The sequence below is a fragment of the Clostridium sp. NSJ-145 genome (assembly GCF_021044725.1).
GTDB lineage: Bacteria > Bacillota > Clostridia > Clostridiales > Clostridiaceae > Clostridium > Clostridium disporicum_B.
In genome coordinates this window covers 130,496-147,705 of record NZ_JAJNOS010000001.1, presented here as the reverse complement: position 1 = coordinate 147,705, position 17,210 = coordinate 130,496, and the positions used below count along the sequence as shown (strand labels likewise).

Below are 17,210 nucleotides of genomic sequence, written 5' to 3'. Positions count from 1 at the left end.
AGCTTATTTTTTAATCATCAATATCTGTAGATTTAGGTAGTGTGAATTTAAATAGTACACCATTAGAAGTGTTAGATATTGAATAAATGCTATTGTGAATATCAAGTATTCTTTTAACTATAGATAGGCCTAATCCATAGCTTTTTTTTGTTCTATCACCAGATTTATCTAGTCTATAAAATTTTGCAAATATATTTTCTAATTCTTTTTCAGGTATATTTACTCCTGTATTTTCTATGTTTATTGTAAAATTATCATTTTCTTCTAATACAGAAATATTTATATTACTTCCTTCGGGAGAGTACTTTATTCCATTTGTAATTATATTTTGTATGACTTGCTCAATTTTTAGTATATCTCCAGTTACATAAGCATATGGTGGAATTGTTATAAAGTTAGCAGTTATTTTTTTATTACTTAGTTCTAAGGAGAATTTTTTAATCATTCCTTGTAGTAATCTTACAATATTAAAATCTTCTAAGGTTAATGTTGCATTATCAGTTTCCAGTCTAGAAAGATCTAACATACTGTTTAATAAAGAATTCATTTTATTAGCTTCATCAATTATAGTTTCTAAATATATTTTTCTATCTTCTCCAGTTACGATATCATCCTTTAATCCTTCTGCATATCCACTTATTATTCCTATTGGAGTTTTCAAGTCATGACTAACGCTAGTAACGAAATCTTTTCTCATATTTTCAAGATTACGTTCTCGTTCTATTTCATTTTCAAGTTTTAAGTTTTTATCTTTTAAGTCATCTAAGGCATTTTCAAGATTACTTGAAAGAAAGTTTAATGTTTTAGCTAAACTACCAATTTCATCTTGTGAGGTTACATCACATTTTGCATTAAAGTCTAGGTTAGACATCTTTGTGGCAACTCTATTAATTTTTATTAAAGGCTTACTGATTAATTTAGCGTATATATTTGAAAGAATTATAGCAACAAATAATATACAAATTAATAGATAAAAATAAAAGCTTTTAATAACAGAAGCAGCTTCTTGGATTGGTTGTATTGATGAAACCGAAATTATAATGGAATCATTAAAATTTTGAAGTGACATAGGAGAAACAACTCCTATTTTTTTATTATCGCTACTTTTATCAGTAAAAATTGTCCATTCAACGGTATCGTGAGTTAAAACCCTATCAATGAGTTCACGATTTGATAGTAGGTCTGCACAAAAAGCTGTTAAAGCTGTAGAATCATCCATACCACCTTCGTAGTTTGTTAAATATTTAAGCTTACCATCAAGGGAGAAGATAGCCATTTTGGAGTTGTTAGATTCTTCGTAAGAGCTTAGAGCATTATAAAGAGTATTTTTATTAACTAATTGATATGAGTACATAGTTCTAAAGGTATTAACTTCATTTTTTAAATCTTTAACTTTTTTCTCTAGATAAAAATCTTCAAAGAAAAGCAGTTGAACTACCATGTTAATAATAAATACTGATAAAATTAAACTAAAAGTTATTGTAAATAATTTTTTTGAGATGCTCTTATTCATGATTTACCTCAAATTTATAGCCACTACCTCTTACAGTAATTATGTAGTTTGCTTTAGAACCTAACTTTTCTCTTAAACGCTTTACGTTAGTATCAACAGTTCGAAGATCGCCATAATAATCTATTCCCCAGACGTTATCTAATATTGTATCCCTAGTTAATGAGATTCCTATGTTATCTGTTAGATAAACTAATAGTTCAAATTCTTTAGGTGATAGATTTAAGGTTGTACCATCTACCTTAACTTCATGAGCAAGTTTGTTTATACTTAATCCATTGAAATCTTTAGCTGATGAAAAAGAAGTGCCTCCGTCAGAAGTTCTTTTAAGTAAAGCCTTAACTTTAGCTATTAAAACTTTTGGTGAGAAAGGCTTAGTTATATAATCATCTGCTCCAAGTTCATATCCAAAAAGCTTATCTTCTTCTTGAGATTTAGCAGTTAATAAAATTATTGGTACATTAGAAACATTACGAATAGTTTCTAATACAGTAATTCCATCAACTCTAGGCATCATTATGTCTAATAAAATTAAATCTATGTTGTTGTTTTGAAAGGTATTAATCCCTTCGTCACCATCAGCAGCTTCAATTACATTAAATCCATCTTTTTTTAAATAGTCTCTAAGTAAAATTCTAATTCGTATTTCATCTTCTATAATTAAAATATTTCTTTCCATATATACTCCTTGTAAAGTTTTTTATTAAATATAATTATAGACTAAAGTAATATAATTATAAACTATGTTATTATTATTATTGTAATTAATTATTAAACATATTATAGTATTATACTAGAACATTAATTGGAGATGGGAGAGGCAATAGAGAATGATTAAGCTGAATTTTGACGTGAAAAAACATCTATTACCTAATGGGTTAGAGATATTAACAATAAAAAAAGATACACAGATATCATCTGTAAATATAGGGATAAAAGTTGGAGCACTATATGAGAAAGTAAGTGAAAAAGGAATTTCTCACTTTATTGAACATATGCTTTTTAAAGGAACAAATAAAAGAAGCTTTCAACTATTAAATGATGAGTTAGAAGCTTTAGGGGGAGAGTATAATGCATATACTGATTTTACTTCTACTGTTTACTCTATAAGTTGTTTAGAGGAAGAGTTGAAAAATGGTATAGAGATTTTAGCAGATATGGTTACTTCATCAATATTCCTTCAAGAAGAAATTGAAAAGGAAAGAGGAGTAATATTAGCAGAAATTAGAACAAGTAAAGATAGTGTTGAAGATTTAAGTTTTAAGAGAGCTAATGAAGTAGCATTTAAAAAAGGCCCTCTTAGATATGATGTTGCTGGAATGGAGAAAAATGTAAAAAGATTTAATCATGAAGATTTATATACTTTTTATAAAAAACATTATGTAGCTAATAATTCTGTTATTACAATAGTATCATCATATGAACATGAAGAGGCTCTTAAAATGATACAAGATCAATTTGGAAGTTGGAATAGCGGAGAAGTAAAGTCATTAAAAGTTAAAGACGAAAAAAATATAAATACTAAAGAAGTTACTGTAAAAGAGAATATTGAATTAAATACTATTATATATCTTTATACATTTTATGATTTAGATAAAGAATATGAATTACCATTAAGAATTTTAAATCATAGATTAGGAGAAAGTTCAAATTCTTTATTATTTAGAGAGATAAGAGAGAATAGAGGGTTAGCTTATGATATATACTCGCATCTTGATGTAACCAAACATGTGAAAACATTGTATATATATACAGCTGTAGATGAAGAAGATATAGATAGTGCAATAGAAGCTATTGATGAGACTTTAGCTGGAATAAAAATGGGCAAAATTGAGATTGGTGAAAAAGATTTAAATATAATGAAAAAGGTTCATAAAACTGCTGTAGTGTCAACATTAGAGGATCCAGTGGAATTATGTAGCTATATTTTAACTCAAAGAGTTGAGGGTGAGGATATATTTGAATTTTTAGATGATATGGATAGTTTAAATAATATAACTAAGGATAAAATTTATGATGTGGCAAATAAAGTATTAAATAATCCTACTATTCATATACTAAAGTCTTCATAAGGTGGCAATAATAATGAATATAATAACTAAAATAGAGATTGGTAAGCGTAATAGAGAGAGAGTTAATATATATATAGATGATGAATTTGCATTTTCATTAAGTGCAGAAATAGTATATAAAGAAAACTTGGCTCCTAAACAAGTTATTGATGTTGAGAAGCTTACAAGATTAGCAAGAGAAGATGAATTTATGAAATGTAAAAGCTCCGCTCTTAAAATAGTTGAAAGAAGCTACAAAACTGAAAAAGAAATATTTAATAAGTTGATTACAAAAGAATATAGTAAAGAATCTATAAATAGAACGATAGAATTTTTAAGAGAATATAATCTTATAAATGATAGAAACTACGTTAAAATGTATGTGAAAGACAAATTAAAGAGCCAAGGCAAAAATAAGATTAAGTATAATCTTAAAAGAAAAGGAATCTCTGATGAATTAATAATTGAAGAGCTTTCTAAAATAGATGATGAGGATTCTAAAAATGGAGCAATAATTTTAGCACAAAAGAAATATAATGAGTTAAAGAGAAGAGAAAGTGATCAATATAAACTATCACAAAAATTATACAGATTTCTTATAAGCAAAGGATACAATTATGACCTAGCATCTGATGTTATGAAAGAGGTTATAAAAAAGGATGAGTATTAATTAAAGGAGTATTCTTTATGGAGGAACTTATAGCATACACCATATGCTTTGCTTTTATTTTATTTGGAATTAAAGAAAGTATAAATCTACTAAATACACATAAAAATATTAAATATCCTATAAATAGAACATTATATTATTTATCAATTTTACTATCATTTTTAATAATTAATAGTAATTTGAATACTATTTTAGCGGATATAATTAAAATAAGTTCTAATTATTTTGCTTTTTATACTATTAGGAATGAGCTGATTAGGATTCTTTTATTGGTTTTGATATATTTTATTGTTCATTTTATAATTTATACACTTTTAAAGTTTGTAGTTAAATTATTATACCTATATAAAATATCACAAAAAAAAATTTCGATATTTATATCAGGCATATTAGGTGGAATAAAAGGAATTATTGTTACATTGATAATGTTTATAGGTATTGTAATATTTAATGTGACAATTGGTAGAAATTTTCCTATAAATATTTTTTCGAATATTAGTGGATATAGTATGATTTATGATACTATAAGTCAAAACTTTAATAGTAGTAATTCAAAAATAATATATAGTGATGAAAATAAGTATATACCTACTTCTAATGTGCTAATTTATTATAATGGTGTAACTTTAGAAGATGGTGTTAAGTCAAATAATGAAATAAATAATAAGGCTATTGAAATTACTAAGTATAAAGAAAGTGATTTAGAAAAAGCAAAAAGCTTATATGTATGGATAGGAAGTAATATAGAATATGACTTTGATAAAGCATATAAAACTTTAAATAATGAAAGTAGTGGGAATAGTGGAGCAACAGAAGCTTGGATAACAAGGAAAGGTATATGTTTTGACTATGCATGCCTTTATGTTGCTATGGCAAGGGCTGTTGATTTGAAAGTTAGATTAGTTACTGGTAGTGCATATGATGGAACACAATATGGACCTCATGCATGGAATGAAGTATATTTAGAAAAAGAAGAACGATGGGTGCCTATAGATCCAACATTTTATATGGCAGGAAATTATTTTGATAATAGTAATTTCTATGACGATCATATAAAAGAAATGATAGCAGGAGAATGGTAAAAGCGCTTTAATATTAAAGCGCTTTTTTATTAGCCATAATTAAATTAATTGCTTTTTCACAATCCTTATCTGTACTATCTAAAGACCATGCTCTGTTAAAGTATATTAAAGCTTTATTAGTATCTTCTTTCATAGCATAACAGTATGCTAAATTAAAGAAGTATTTGCTTTCTTTTTGAATAGAAAGTGCGTTTTTTATCATATCTATAGCAGCGTTAAAATTTTTTAGTTTTATAAAGCATACGCCAGCATTATAATAAGCACAAGCTGTATTTTCTTTAGTTTCAATAGATTTTTTATATAAATCTATTGCCTTATTATATTCTTTTAAATTATAAAGTTTATTCGCTTCACTAAAATAATCCATATGGACCTCCTGTACATATATATACCATTATTATAATTATTGGCATTATAGATGGTTATTATTCACATAAGATATATTATTAATAATATTTATTTTCAAGATTATTACTATTTTATTTAATTAATATTGTTAGTTTCTTAAAAAGAAAGTGTAAAAATTCATAAAAAGCCAATAAATACAACAAAAAGAGAAGTTGAACTAAAAATATCGACAAAATTTTATTTTTTCCTTTATTTTTTTTAGTCTCTTTAATATAATATATTTATCACTCAAAATCGGAGAAAATGTAGCAGGAGAGATATGATGATAGGAAATGATAAGTATATTTTAGTAGTAGGAGCATCAATAGTAGATATAATCGGATTTGGAAAAAAGGAATATAGTCCTAAAGATTCAATTCCAGGATGCATTAAAGTATCCTTAGGTGGGGTATGTAGAAATATAGCTGAGAATTTAGCAAGAGTAGGAGTAAATACAGAATTTATTTCTATTGTAGGTGATGATAGTAATGGAAGAAGCATATTAGAACATTCTAAAAGAATTGGTTATAGAATGGATAATTCATTAGTTTTAAAAGATGGATGCACTCCAACTTATATGGCGATTTTAAACACTGAAGGTGAGATGGAATCAGCCATAGTAGATATGGAAAGCTTAAATAAAATGGATGAAGCTTTTGTAGATTCTAAGGCTGAGATATTCGAAAATGCTGAATATACTGTTGTAGATTCAGATAATCCTATGCTGTTAGAGTACATGCTTAAAAAGTATAAAGGAAAGACTAAATTTGTATTAGACCCTGTTTCAGCAAATAAAGCGAAAAAAATTGGTCATTTAGTAAAGTATTTCCACACGGTAAAACCTAATAGATTTGAGGCTGAGGCTTTATGTGGTTTTAAAATTGATACTGATGATGATTTAAAAAGGGCAGCAAGGTATTTTCTAGATCAAGGAGTTGAAAATGTATTTATAAGCTTAGATGCTGATGGAATATATTATTTAACAAAAAATGAAGAAGGTAGACTTGCATGTGGTGACAAAGTTGATGTAAAGAATGTTACAGGAGCAGGAGATTCATTTGTTGCAGGATTAGGTTATGGCTATATGAACAAGTTTTCAACTATAGATACTCTTAAGTATGCTATAGCCATGTCTATAGTAACAATTACTCATGAGGAAACTATAAATCCTCATATGAGTCATGAATATGTTGAAGAATACATAAATAAAATTAATTGGGTAGAATAAAAATTATTGTAATATGTTTGTATAATAATTTTATAAGATACGTTAAAAAGGAAGGTAAAGTTTAAACTATACCTTCCTTTTTATGTTTATTGAATTTATTGAAAGACCATTTTTTTCAGCTAAATTTTTATAAATATTTAAAGTGTTAATATCGGAAAAGAAAACAGGAAATTTTAAATCGTAATTTCCCCAAATTGTAAAAGGAAAAGTATTTAAATATATTGTGCAGAAAAATAATGCACGAGTATTTAAAATTGTTATAAAGTCCATTAAATTATCATTGTCTAGAGTAAAGTAAACAGAATCATCTTTAAGATTTTTTAGTTCTTGTAGTAAAATTATTTTATTATTATGATCAAGGGCTTCTAGTAAATGTAATATTTCTTCACCATTAAGATTTTTAAGGTAGAAGTCTATAATAATATGACCAGAGTTTAATAATAAAGTATCTTTAAAAAATTTTAAAAATCTATTTTCTTTCTCTGTAAAAGAAAGTAATTTATCATTGCATTCTAATATTCCATTGCTGAAATTATCTAAACCATCACTTATATTATTAAATCGAATGTTTATAAGTTTTTTAAAATTTTCTTTAGATATCGGATATAAATTATTCATTATTACCTCCATATAATTAATAAGTTTATTATAGTCAGATAAGATGATATTTAGCAATATAGTAGAGTTAAAAAATAAGATGATTATAGAATTTTATAACATGGAAGCAATGAGAGAAGCATCATCTTTATGAATATTATAAAACAAATGGAAATTTTCTAATAGGATAAGAAAAGAGAAGATGTACAAGATATAGATGAGGTGATATTTACATGGGAAATCAAATGAAAAAAACTAAAAAACAAAAGAAAAATATAAGTCATAATCCACAAGTGGAGAGCGTAAAAGCATGTTTTGGTGAACCAAAAGCTAAACCATATGATCCGACTGACTTTAAAATATAAATAAAAGGAAGTGTGAATATGGATAAATATGATTATGTTTTTAAATGGTTAAAAAGTGCAACTAAGCCCGAACGTCATATAGATGAGATGGAAGCTTTTGCAAAAAAACATCCGATAATATTTATGAAATTCCACAAAGATTCATCTAAAATAGTTAATAATGATATTAATGATGAAAAGTATATTAAAGCTAAAGAAGAATTAACTAAATTATTTGATGAAAATGAAGAAGATTTTAGACCTGTATTTAATGCTATTAAAAGCAAGTTTAATTATTAATAAATAAAAAATTATTTTATGAGGTATGTTTATGGATAATAATAAAAATAGAATGAAAGATAGATCTAAATCAAAAAATGAACTTAGAAAAATTGATCCTACAGGTAATTCAGAAGTAGGGATTGAAAATGGAGAAAAAATAGGTGCTCATGCACATAATAAAAAGAGTTATAAAACTTATGAATGGATGAATGATTAAATTTAGTGATGACATACAATTAAGTATGTCATCTTTTTTTTATAATAATAATATTATTAATATATGTAACGTATATTTCAGATATATAAATAATTGATAGGAAGAGAGGTAGAATTATGTATAGAATAGGAATTGATGTAGGATCTACAACAGTAAAGTTGGTTGTTTTAGATAATAAAAATGAAATTATTTATAGTAAATATCAAAGACATTTTTCAGATATAAGAATAAGTATAGTGGATTTAGTTAAAAATGCATACGAAGCTTTAGGAAATATTGATTGTTCAATTGTTGTTACTGGATCAGGAGGGTTATCAGTTTCTAAATGGCTTAATTTAGATTTTATACAAGAGGTTATTGCCTGCTCTAAGACAGTTGAAGTCATGATTCCTGAAACAGATGTAGTTATAGAGCTTGGTGGAGAAGATGCAAAGATAACGTATTTTAATGGTGGCTTAGAACAAAGAATGAATGGAAGTTGTGCTGGTGGTACTGGTGCATTTATAGATCAGATGGCTGTTTTATTGAATACAGATGCTCAAGGATTAAATGAATATGCAAAATCTTTTAAAGTAATTTATCCAATTGCATCTAGATGTGGTGTATTTGCTAAAACAGATATTCAACCACTTATAAATCAAGGCGCACATAAAGAAGATATTGCTGCATCAATTTTTCAGGCTGTTGTGAATCAAACAATTAGTGGATTAGCTTGTGGAAAGCCTATAAGAGGAAATGTGGCATTTTTGGGAGGGCCACTAAACTTTCTATCTGAACTTAGAAATAGATTTGTAGAAACGTTAAGACTAACTAAAGAACAAACTATTACTCCTGAAAATGCAGAATTGTTTGTAGCTATAGGAGCCGCATTATTAAGTGATGAAAATAAACAAGTTTCTTTGAAAGATTTAGTTGAGAGTTTCAAAGGGATTTTAGCAATTAAAGAAAGTGATGTTAAAAGATTGACACCTTTATTTAGAGATGAAGAAGAATATAGAGTGTTTAAAGAAAGGCATAATAAAGCTATTGTAAAAAGAGGCGACTTATTAAGTTATAAAGGGAAAGCTTATTTAGGTATTGATGCTGGATCAACTACTACCAAAGTTGCATTAATAAATGATAAGAATGAGCTAATATATTCTTTTTATGAAGGTAATGACGGAGATCCATTAAAAAAAGTAATTAAAATTTTAAATGATATGTATAAAATAATTCCAAAAGACGTTGAGATTGTTAATTCTACGGTTACTGGTTATGGAGAGGATCTAATAAAAGCAGCTTTACATATAGATATAGGTGAAATTGAAACTATGGCTCACTATAAAGCTGCTAGTTATTTCTTACCGGAAGTAAATTTTATTCTAGATATAGGTGGACAAGATATGAAATCTATGGGGATAAAAAATGGGACTATAGATAGTATTCTTTTAAACGAAGCTTGCTCTTCAGGCTGTGGTTCATTTATTGAAGGTTTTGCTAAGTCTCTTGGCATGGATGTTAAAGAATTTGCAAAAGAAGGATTATTTTCGAAAGCACCAGTTGATTTGGGATCAAGATGTACAGTGTTTATGAACTCAAGAGTAAAACAAGCTCAAAAAGAAGGGGCTGAAGTTTCAGATATATCAGCAGGATTGTCCTACTCTGTAATAAAAAATGCTCTATTTAAAGTTATAAAAATGAGAAATGAAAATGATATGGGAGATAAAATAATAGTTCAAGGTGGAACTTTTTATAATGATGCAGTGCTTAGAAGTTTTGAGATTATTTCAGGTAAAGAGGTTATTAGACCAGACATAGCAGGCATAATGGGAGCTTTTGGATGTGCGATAATTGCAAAGGAGAGATATATAGAAGGAAGAAAATCAAGTATTCTATCTAGTGAAGAAATTAAGAAATTTCAGATAGAAACTGATTTTTCAAGATGTGGTAGATGCGGGAATAATTGTTTACTAACAATAAATAAATTTTCAAATGGAGAAGAATTTATTTCAGGTAATAGGTGTGAAAAAGCACTTGGTATAATTAAAAATAAAAATGAAGAAATTCCCAATCTATATAAGTATAAATACAAGAGAATATTTAGTTATAAACCATTACCAATAAAGGAAGCTAAAAGGGGTGTTATTGGTATTCCGAGAGTGCTAAATATTTATGAAAATTATCCATTTTGGTTTACTATGTTAACAAATTTAGGGTTTAGAGTAATACTTTCAGATGCTTCTAGCAAAAAGATATATGAGTTAGGTATAGAAACTATACCATCAGAGTCAGCTTGTTATCCTGCTAAGATAAGTCATGGACATATAATGAACCTTATCAATAGAGGGATAAAGACGATTTTCTATCCTTGTATTCCTTATGAAAAAAAGGAATTTAAAGATGCGACTAATCATTATAATTGTCCTATAGTAACATCTTATCCAGAGGTTATACGAACAAATATTGATGAATTAAAAGAGAGAAATGTTAAGCTTATAGAACCATTTTTATCTTTGGACAATTATAAAGTTTTAGCTAAAAGAATTGTTGAAGAATTTAAAGATTATAACATATCTTTAGATGAGGCTAAGGAGGCAATAAAAAAAGCTGCAGTTGAGAGATTAGAATGTAAAAGAGATATAGAGAAAAAAGGAGAAGAGGTTTTAGAATATTTAAAGGTAAATAACAAAAAAGGGATAGTTTTATGTGGAAGACCATATCATATTGATCCTGAAATAAATCACGGTATACCAGAAATAATTACATCTTATGGTATGGCAGTATTAACAGAAGATAGTATATCTCACTTGGGCAAACTAGATGATCCTTTAAGAGTTGTAGATCAATGGATGTATCATTCGAGACTTTATAGAGCAGCATCATTTATATCTAAGAATCCATATTTAGAAATAATACAATTAAATTCATTTGGATGTGGCTTAGATGCAGTAACAACAGATCAGGTATCAGATTTGATTATTTCAAAAGGAAAAATATATACAGCTTTAAAAATAGATGAAGGAAATAATTTAGGTGCAGCTAGGATAAGAATTAGATCTCTATATGCTGCTATAAAGGAAAGGGAAAGATTAAATTATAAACCGATAGAAGAGAAAATAGAATATAAACCACCTATATTTGTAAAGGAAATGAGAAAGAAACATACTATATTATCACCTCAAATGTCGCCTATACATTTTGATTTATTAGAAAAAGCAGTGAAAGAATGTGGATATAATGTAAAAGTATTACCAGCTATGGATATTAAATCTATTGATGAAGGGTTGAAGTATGTAAATAATGATGCTTGTTATCCATCAATAATAGTAGTTGGTCAAATCATAAATGCTTTAAAGTCAGGAAAGTATGATGTAAATAATACTTCAGTATTAATAACTCAAACAGGGGGAGGCTGTAGAGCTACAAATTATATTGGTTTTTTAAAGATGGCTCTTAAAGATGCAGGATTTGAAAATGTTCCTGTAATTTCACTTAATGCGTTAGGTATGGGTGAACAACCTGGTTTTAAAATAACACTTAAATTTATAAGTAGAGCTATAATGGCTTTAGTTTATGGAGATTTATTTATGAGAGTTTTATACAGAACAAGACCTTATGAGAAAAATAAAGGTGATGCTGAGAGATTGTATGAATTCTGGAATGAAAAAGTAAAAGAAAATCTTGAAAATGGTAATAGAGGTATCTTTAATAAAAATATAAAAGAAATAATAAAAGATTTTGATAATTTAGAATTAAATGATATTAAAAAGCCAAGAGTAGGTGTAGTAGGTGAAATATTAGTAAAATATCATCCAACGGCTAATAATGATATAGTTAATATTCTAGAAAGTGAAGGAGCAGAAGCTGTTGTTCCAGATTTGTTAGATTTCTTTATGTATTGTGCATATGATTCAGGATATAAAGCTGAGTATTTAGGAAAGAGTAAAATAAGTAAGAATATAGGGAATATAGTTATAAGCTATTTAGAGAGTTACAGAAAAGTTATGATAGAAGAACTTGCAAAAAGTAAAAGGTTTGATTCACCAAAGCATATAGCTGAATTAGCTAAATTGGCACAGCCAATTTTATCTATAGGAAATCAGACTGGTGAAGGTTGGTTTTTAACTGGGGAAATGATAGAGCTTATAAAAAGCGGAGTTAATAATATAGCTTGTGTACAACCTTTTGCATGCTTACCTAACCATGTGACAGGAAAAGGGATGATAAAGATACTAAGAGAACGATATCCGAATTCTAATATTGTAGCAATAGATTATGATCCAGGAGCATCTAACGTTAATCAAGTTAATAGGATAAAATTAATGTTATCAGTTGCAAAGAAAAATTTAGAATGTGATAGAGTTAGTAATAAAGAAATTGTAGATAATATATTGACAAAATAAAAAAAATATCATAGTATAAAGTAAAATTAATATATAAAAACTGTGAAAAAGAGGAGTAAGAATAGGAAGTATTAAGAGAGGAAGGCCTTGGCTGTAAGCCTTCTATATGAAATATTCTGAAGGTAGCTTTTGAGTTTCTTAGCTGAAATTATAGTAAGTTAAGACGGCTAATCTAGTCGTTATTAAATTAAGAGCCTGAGATTTAAAAAGGAAATATCTATTCATATTTAGTAGATGTAAGTTCCATTATCTAAATTAAAATTTAGAGTGTCACTCAGGAATAAAGGTGGTACCGCGAGTCTTCGTCCTTTTTTGGACTAAGGCTCTTTTTTATTTTTATGTAAAGTTAATTTTTGTAAAGTAGTCTTTATAAAGTAGTCTTTATATAAGAACTTTAAATATATAAGAAACTTATTCAGGAGGTTTTATTTATGGAAGAGAAAAAGAATTTATCTACAACGTATAATCCAAAAGAATTTGAAGAAAGAATCTATAAAACATGGGAAGAAAAGAAATATTTCACTCCTGTCGTTGATAAAACTAAAAAGCCATTCACAATAATGATGCCACCACCAAATATAACTGGTAAGCTTCACTTAGGGCATGCATTAGACAATACTATGCAAGATATGCTTATAAGATTTAAGAGAATGCAAGGATACTGCACATTATGGCTTCCAGGAACAGACCATGCTTCTATAGCTACAGAAGTAAAGGTTGAAAATGAACTTTTAAAAGAAGGTAAAGTTAAAAAGGAAATGGGAAGAGAAGCTTTCTTAGAAGAAGTTTGGAAATGGGCTGAAGAGTATAAGGGAACTATTAGAGGACAGCTTAAGAAATTAGGTGTTTCTTGTGACTTTACTAGAGAAGCATTTACTATGGATGAGAATCTAAATAAAGCTGTTAGAACAGTTTTCGTTAAGTTATATAATGATGGATTAATATATCAAGGAAACAGAATAACAAACTGGTGTCCAAAATGTACAACTGCTTTATCTGATGCAGAAATAGTTTATGAAGAAAAAGAAGGTAGCTTCTGGCATATAAATTATCCTTTATCTGATGGTTCTGGATACTTAGAAATAGCTACGACAAGACCAGAAACATTACTTGGAGATACTGCAGTTGCTGTTAATCCAAATGATGAAAGATTTAAACATCTTATTGGTAAGACTTTAAAATTACCTCTAACAGATAGAGAAATTCCAATAATCGGAGATGATTATGTTGATATTGAGTTTGGAACTGGTGCAGTTAAGATAACTCCAGCCCATGATCCAAACGACTTCCAAGTTGGGCAAAGACATAACTTACCACAAATTAGAGTTATGGATGACCACGGAGTAATTAATGAATTAGGTGGAAAATATCAAGGTTTAGATAGATATGAAGCTAGAAAACAAATGATTAAAGACTTAGATGAGCAAGGACTTTTAGTTAAGATAAAACCTCACACTCATAATGTTGGTACACATGATAGATGTGGAACTGTTGTTGAACCGATAATATCTCAACAATGGTATGTAAAGATGGAATCTTTAGCAAAACCAGCTATAGAAGTTGTTAAAGAAGGAAAAACTAAAATTGTTCCAGAAAGATTTGAAAAAATATACTTCAACTGGATGGAAAATATTCAAGACTGGTGTATTTCAAGACAATTATGGTGGGGACACAGAATACCTGTATTCTACTGTAACGATTGCGGACATATGATGGTAGAAGTTGATGCACCAACTAAATGTTCAAAATGTTCATCAGAAAACTTAAGACAAGATGAAGATGTATTAGATACTTGGTTCTCATCTGCATTATGGCCTTTCTCAACATTAGGTTGGCCTGAAAAGACACCAGATTTAGGTTACTTCTATCCAGGAAATGTATTAGTTACTGGCTATGATATAATATTCTTCTGGGTTGCTAGAATGATATTCTCAGGATTATACAACATGGATAAGACTCCATTTGATACAGTGTTAATGCACGGTATTATAAGAGATGCGAATGGTATAAAAATGAGTAAATCTTTAGGAAATGGTGTTGACCCACTAGAAGTAATTGAGGAATTTGGAGCAGATGCTTTAAGATTTATGTTAGTAACAGGAAGTTCACCAGGAAATGATATAAGATATATTCCAGAAAAAGTTGAATCAGCAAGAAACTTTGCTAATAAAATTTGGAATGCATCAAGATTTGTTATGATGAACCTTGATACTGAATTAATGAATAAATATGCTGATTGTACAGAATACAGCTTAGCTGATAAGTGGATTCTTTCAAGAATGAATACTGTAGTTAAAGAAGTTACAGAAAACTTAGAAAAATATGAACTTGGTATAGCAAACCAAAAGGTTTATGATTTCATGTGGACTGAATTCTGTGATTGGTATATAGAACTTGTAAAACCAGTATTCTTTAGTGATAATGAAAAAGCAAAGGGAGTAGCTTACAACGTATTGTATACTGTATTAACTACAGGTTTACAATTATTACACCCAGCAATGCCATATATAACTGAAGAGATATATACTACTTTAACTAATGGTGAATCTATAGCAATATCTAATTGGCCTGAATGTAATGAAAGTTTAGTAGATGCAAAAGCAGTAAAAGATATGGATTATATCATAGAATCTATTAAGGGATTAAGAAACTTAAGAGCTGAAATGAATGTACCACCATCAAGAAAGGCTAAGGTTATTTGCTATATTTCTAATGAAGCTAAGGACGCATTCACAGCAGGTATACCATATATTGAAAAATTAGGTTCAGCTTCAGAAGTAGAATTTATAGCTGATAAAGCTCTTGTTCCAGAAAATGCAGTATCTTTAGTAGTTAAAGGTGGAGAGTTATTTATGCCACTTCTTGACTTAGTAGATAAGGATAAGGAAGTTGAAAGATTAGGCAAAGAAAAGACTAAATTAGAAGGTGAAATAACTAGAATAGAAAAGAAACTTTCTAATCAAGGATTTGTTGCAAAAGCTCCTGAAGCAGTAGTTGAAGGTGAAAAAGCTAAGATGGCTAAGTATCAAGAAATGCTTGATGCAGTTTTAGTAAGAATTGAAGCATTTAAATAGTAGTATTGAGACTGTCTCGTAAGGGGCAGTCTTTTATATAGAAAATTAGGGGGAATCATGGATTTAGTAAAGGATGATGTAAAAAAATTATTTTTAAAATATTTCTTTCCAACGGTAGGAGCTGCATTAGTTACATCTATATATATTCTATTTGATACGATTTTTATTGGACAAGGAGTAGGTGGTGACGGACTTGCAGCTTTGAATATAGTGTTACCAATATACTCTTTAGTCTTTGGAGTTGGATATTTAATAGGAGTAGGTGGTTCTACTGTTTTAGGAATAGAAAGAGGAAGGGGGCATAATGATAAGGCCATAGATATATTTAGTTTATCAGTATATATATCTATAGCTTCAGCAGCACTTTTTCTAGTTGTGGGTAAATTTTTTATGGATGATATAGCCCTAATGCTAGGAGCTACTGATATAACTATTAGTTTGATAGAAGAATATATGAAAATAGTTGCTTTAGGTTTTGTTCCTTTTACAATAGGGTCTACACTTCAAGGATTTGTGAGAATAGATAAGAATCCAAAGCTTGCTATGATAGCTACAATTACTGGTGGATTAATAAATATTATATTAGATTATATATTTGTATTTCCTCTGAATATGGGAATGTATGGTGCAGGACTTGCAACAGTTCTTTCATATACTATAAGTATGGGGATATTGTTAACACATTTTTTATCTAAAAAAAATACTTTGAGACTAAATTATAGATGCTTTAGATATAAATATTTATCTAGAATAATTAGCAATGGAATTCCAAGTTTCTTTATAGAAATGTCTACAGGAGTAATAATATACTTATTTAATTTTCAACTATTGAAATTTATAGGAGAGACTGGCGTAACAGCATATAGCATAATATCTAACACAGCTATAATTTTTATTTCTATAAGTAATGGAATTTGTCAGACAATACAGCCTATAGTGAGTGTAAATATAGGAGCTAAAAAATATAAAAGAGCTATGAAGTTTAGAAAGATAGCATTCTATGTTGCTATTATATTTGGATTAACGGCTACTATTTTAGGGTTTTTATTCCCAGAAGAATTGATTAAAGTATTTGTAACTCCAACTGAAGAGATAAAACAAATTGCAGTTGTTGCCATTAGAATGTACTTTACAGCATTTATAATAATGGGAGCGAACATGGTATTAGCTGGATACTTTCAAGCTATAGAGATGCCAAAAGTAGCAATAATTATTTCATCATTACGTGGGTTAATAGTTGTAGGAATATTAATATTTGTATTACCATGTTTTTTAGGAGTAAGTGGAATATGGCTTAGTGTACCGATAACAGAATTAATTACTTTCATTGTAGCTATATATATAAGTAATAGAACTTTTAAAGAAAAATACGTATAAAATATCTGT

At 28.2% G+C, this 17,210-nt stretch carries 14 protein-coding genes and 1 other annotated feature; of the genes, 10 read left to right on the top strand and 4 right to left on the bottom strand.

The window, feature by feature from the left end; all coding sequences use genetic code 11:
* Positions 1-10 precede the first annotated feature (10 nt).
* Positions 11-1,513 (bottom strand): HAMP domain-containing sensor histidine kinase, encoded by a 1,503-nt coding sequence (locus LQE93_RS00770; RefSeq protein ID WP_231071637.1) that lies wholly within the window; start codon positions 1,511-1,513, stop codon positions 11-13.
* A complete protein-coding gene (locus tag LQE93_RS00765) occupies positions 1,506-2,189 on the bottom strand; it encodes a response regulator transcription factor (protein WP_186839638.1) in 684 nt (227 codons plus the stop codon). Before LQE93_RS00765 ends, LQE93_RS00770 begins: the two co-directional genes overlap by 8 nt.
* 151 nt (positions 2,190-2,340) lie before the next feature.
* Here LQE93_RS00765 and LQE93_RS00760 point away from each other — a divergent pair, with 151 nt between their 5' ends.
* The 3 genes from LQE93_RS00760 to LQE93_RS00750 are packed head-to-tail and all read left to right on the top strand — an operon-like array spanning position 2,341 to position 5,313.
* Positions 2,341-3,582 (top strand): M16 family metallopeptidase, encoded by a 1,242-nt coding sequence (locus LQE93_RS00760; protein WP_231071636.1) that lies wholly within the window; start codon positions 2,341-2,343, stop codon positions 3,580-3,582.
* 13 nt (positions 3,583-3,595) lie between these two features.
* A complete protein-coding gene (gene recX, locus LQE93_RS00755; RefSeq protein ID WP_231071635.1) occupies positions 3,596-4,231 on the top strand; it encodes a recombination regulator RecX in 636 nt (211 codons plus the stop codon).
* 17 nt (positions 4,232-4,248) lie between these two features.
* Positions 4,249-5,313, top strand: coding sequence for a transglutaminase-like domain-containing protein (locus tag LQE93_RS00750; RefSeq protein ID WP_055268099.1), 1,065 nt, complete (start codon positions 4,249-4,251; stop codon positions 5,311-5,313).
* Positions 5,314-5,326: 13 nt separating this feature from the next.
* Here LQE93_RS00750 and LQE93_RS00745 read toward each other — a convergent pair whose 3' ends face one another.
* Positions 5,327-5,680, bottom strand: a complete 354-nt coding sequence (locus LQE93_RS00745) for a tetratricopeptide repeat protein (RefSeq protein WP_055268097.1) — start codon at positions 5,678-5,680, stop codon at positions 5,327-5,329.
* A gap of 300 nt (positions 5,681-5,980) precedes the next feature.
* On the opposite strand from LQE93_RS00745, the gene LQE93_RS00740 reads away from it, so the two are divergent.
* Entirely contained in the window at positions 5,981-6,928 is a 948-nt protein-coding gene (locus LQE93_RS00740; RefSeq protein WP_055268095.1) for a carbohydrate kinase family protein, read from the top strand.
* A 66-nt stretch (positions 6,929-6,994) separates the two neighbouring features.
* Here LQE93_RS00740 and LQE93_RS00735 read toward each other — a convergent pair whose 3' ends face one another.
* Complete coding sequence (locus tag LQE93_RS00735) at positions 6,995-7,546, bottom strand: hypothetical protein (RefSeq protein WP_186839551.1); 552 nt, start codon at positions 7,544-7,546, stop codon at positions 6,995-6,997.
* A gap of 212 nt (positions 7,547-7,758) precedes the next feature.
* Here LQE93_RS00735 and LQE93_RS16740 point away from each other — a divergent pair, with 212 nt between their 5' ends.
* The 6 genes from LQE93_RS16740 to LQE93_RS00710 all read left to right on the top strand — a co-directional run bounded on the left by LQE93_RS16740 (position 7,759) and on the right by LQE93_RS00710 (position 17,201).
* A complete protein-coding gene (locus LQE93_RS16740; RefSeq protein WP_269144303.1) occupies positions 7,759-7,890 on the top strand; it encodes a CPC_1213 family protein in 132 nt (43 codons plus the stop codon).
* Between the two features lie 18 nt (positions 7,891-7,908).
* Positions 7,909-8,169 (top strand): hypothetical protein, encoded by a 261-nt coding sequence (locus LQE93_RS00730; RefSeq protein ID WP_055265992.1) that lies wholly within the window; start codon positions 7,909-7,911, stop codon positions 8,167-8,169.
* A 31-nt stretch (positions 8,170-8,200) separates the two neighbouring features.
* Positions 8,201-8,368 carry a hypothetical protein gene (locus LQE93_RS00725; RefSeq protein ID WP_172675757.1) on the top strand — a complete coding sequence of 56 codons (168 nt, stop codon included), beginning with the start codon at positions 8,201-8,203 and terminating at the stop codon, positions 8,366-8,368.
* A gap of 116 nt (positions 8,369-8,484) precedes the next feature.
* A complete protein-coding gene (locus LQE93_RS00720; protein WP_231071634.1) occupies positions 8,485-12,750 on the top strand; it encodes a 2-hydroxyacyl-CoA dehydratase in 4,266 nt (1,421 codons plus the stop codon).
* A 33-nt stretch (positions 12,751-12,783) separates the two neighbouring features.
* Positions 12,784-13,063 (top strand) — a binding site (T-box leader).
* 118 nt (positions 13,064-13,181) lie between these two features.
* Positions 13,182-15,824, top strand: a complete 2,643-nt coding sequence (locus LQE93_RS00715; protein ID WP_231071632.1) for a valine--tRNA ligase — start codon at positions 13,182-13,184, stop codon at positions 15,822-15,824.
* 57 nt (positions 15,825-15,881) lie between these two features.
* Positions 15,882-17,201, top strand: a complete 1,320-nt coding sequence (locus tag LQE93_RS00710; protein WP_231071630.1) for an MATE family efflux transporter — start codon at positions 15,882-15,884, stop codon at positions 17,199-17,201.
* Positions 17,202-17,210 lie beyond the last annotated feature (9 nt).

Coding starts and splice junctions, on each gene's coding strand:
- LQE93_RS00770 (WP_231071637.1), bottom strand. CDS start 1,513: ATGAATAAGAGCATCTCAAAAAAATTATTTACAATAACTTTTAGTTTA.
- LQE93_RS00765 (WP_186839638.1), bottom strand. CDS start 2,189: ATGGAAAGAAATATTTTAATTATAGAAGATGAAATACGAATTAGAATT.
- LQE93_RS00760 (WP_231071636.1), top strand. CDS start 2,341: ATGATTAAGCTGAATTTTGACGTGAAAAAACATCTATTACCTAATGGG.
- recX (WP_231071635.1), top strand. CDS start 3,596: ATGAATATAATAACTAAAATAGAGATTGGTAAGCGTAATAGAGAGAGA.
- LQE93_RS00750 (WP_055268099.1), top strand. CDS start 4,249: ATGGAGGAACTTATAGCATACACCATATGCTTTGCTTTTATTTTATTT.
- LQE93_RS00745 (WP_055268097.1), bottom strand. CDS start 5,680: ATGGATTATTTTAGTGAAGCGAATAAACTTTATAATTTAAAAGAATAT.
- LQE93_RS00740 (WP_055268095.1), top strand. CDS start 5,981: ATGATGATAGGAAATGATAAGTATATTTTAGTAGTAGGAGCATCAATA.
- LQE93_RS00735 (WP_186839551.1), bottom strand. CDS start 7,546: ATGAATAATTTATATCCGATATCTAAAGAAAATTTTAAAAAACTTATA.
- LQE93_RS16740 (WP_269144303.1), top strand. CDS start 7,759: ATGGGAAATCAAATGAAAAAAACTAAAAAACAAAAGAAAAATATAAGT.
- LQE93_RS00730 (WP_055265992.1), top strand. CDS start 7,909: ATGGATAAATATGATTATGTTTTTAAATGGTTAAAAAGTGCAACTAAG.
- LQE93_RS00725 (WP_172675757.1), top strand. CDS start 8,201: ATGGATAATAATAAAAATAGAATGAAAGATAGATCTAAATCAAAAAAT.
- LQE93_RS00720 (WP_231071634.1), top strand. CDS start 8,485: ATGTATAGAATAGGAATTGATGTAGGATCTACAACAGTAAAGTTGGTT.
- LQE93_RS00715 (WP_231071632.1), top strand. CDS start 13,182: ATGGAAGAGAAAAAGAATTTATCTACAACGTATAATCCAAAAGAATTT.
- LQE93_RS00710 (WP_231071630.1), top strand. CDS start 15,882: ATGGATTTAGTAAAGGATGATGTAAAAAAATTATTTTTAAAATATTTC.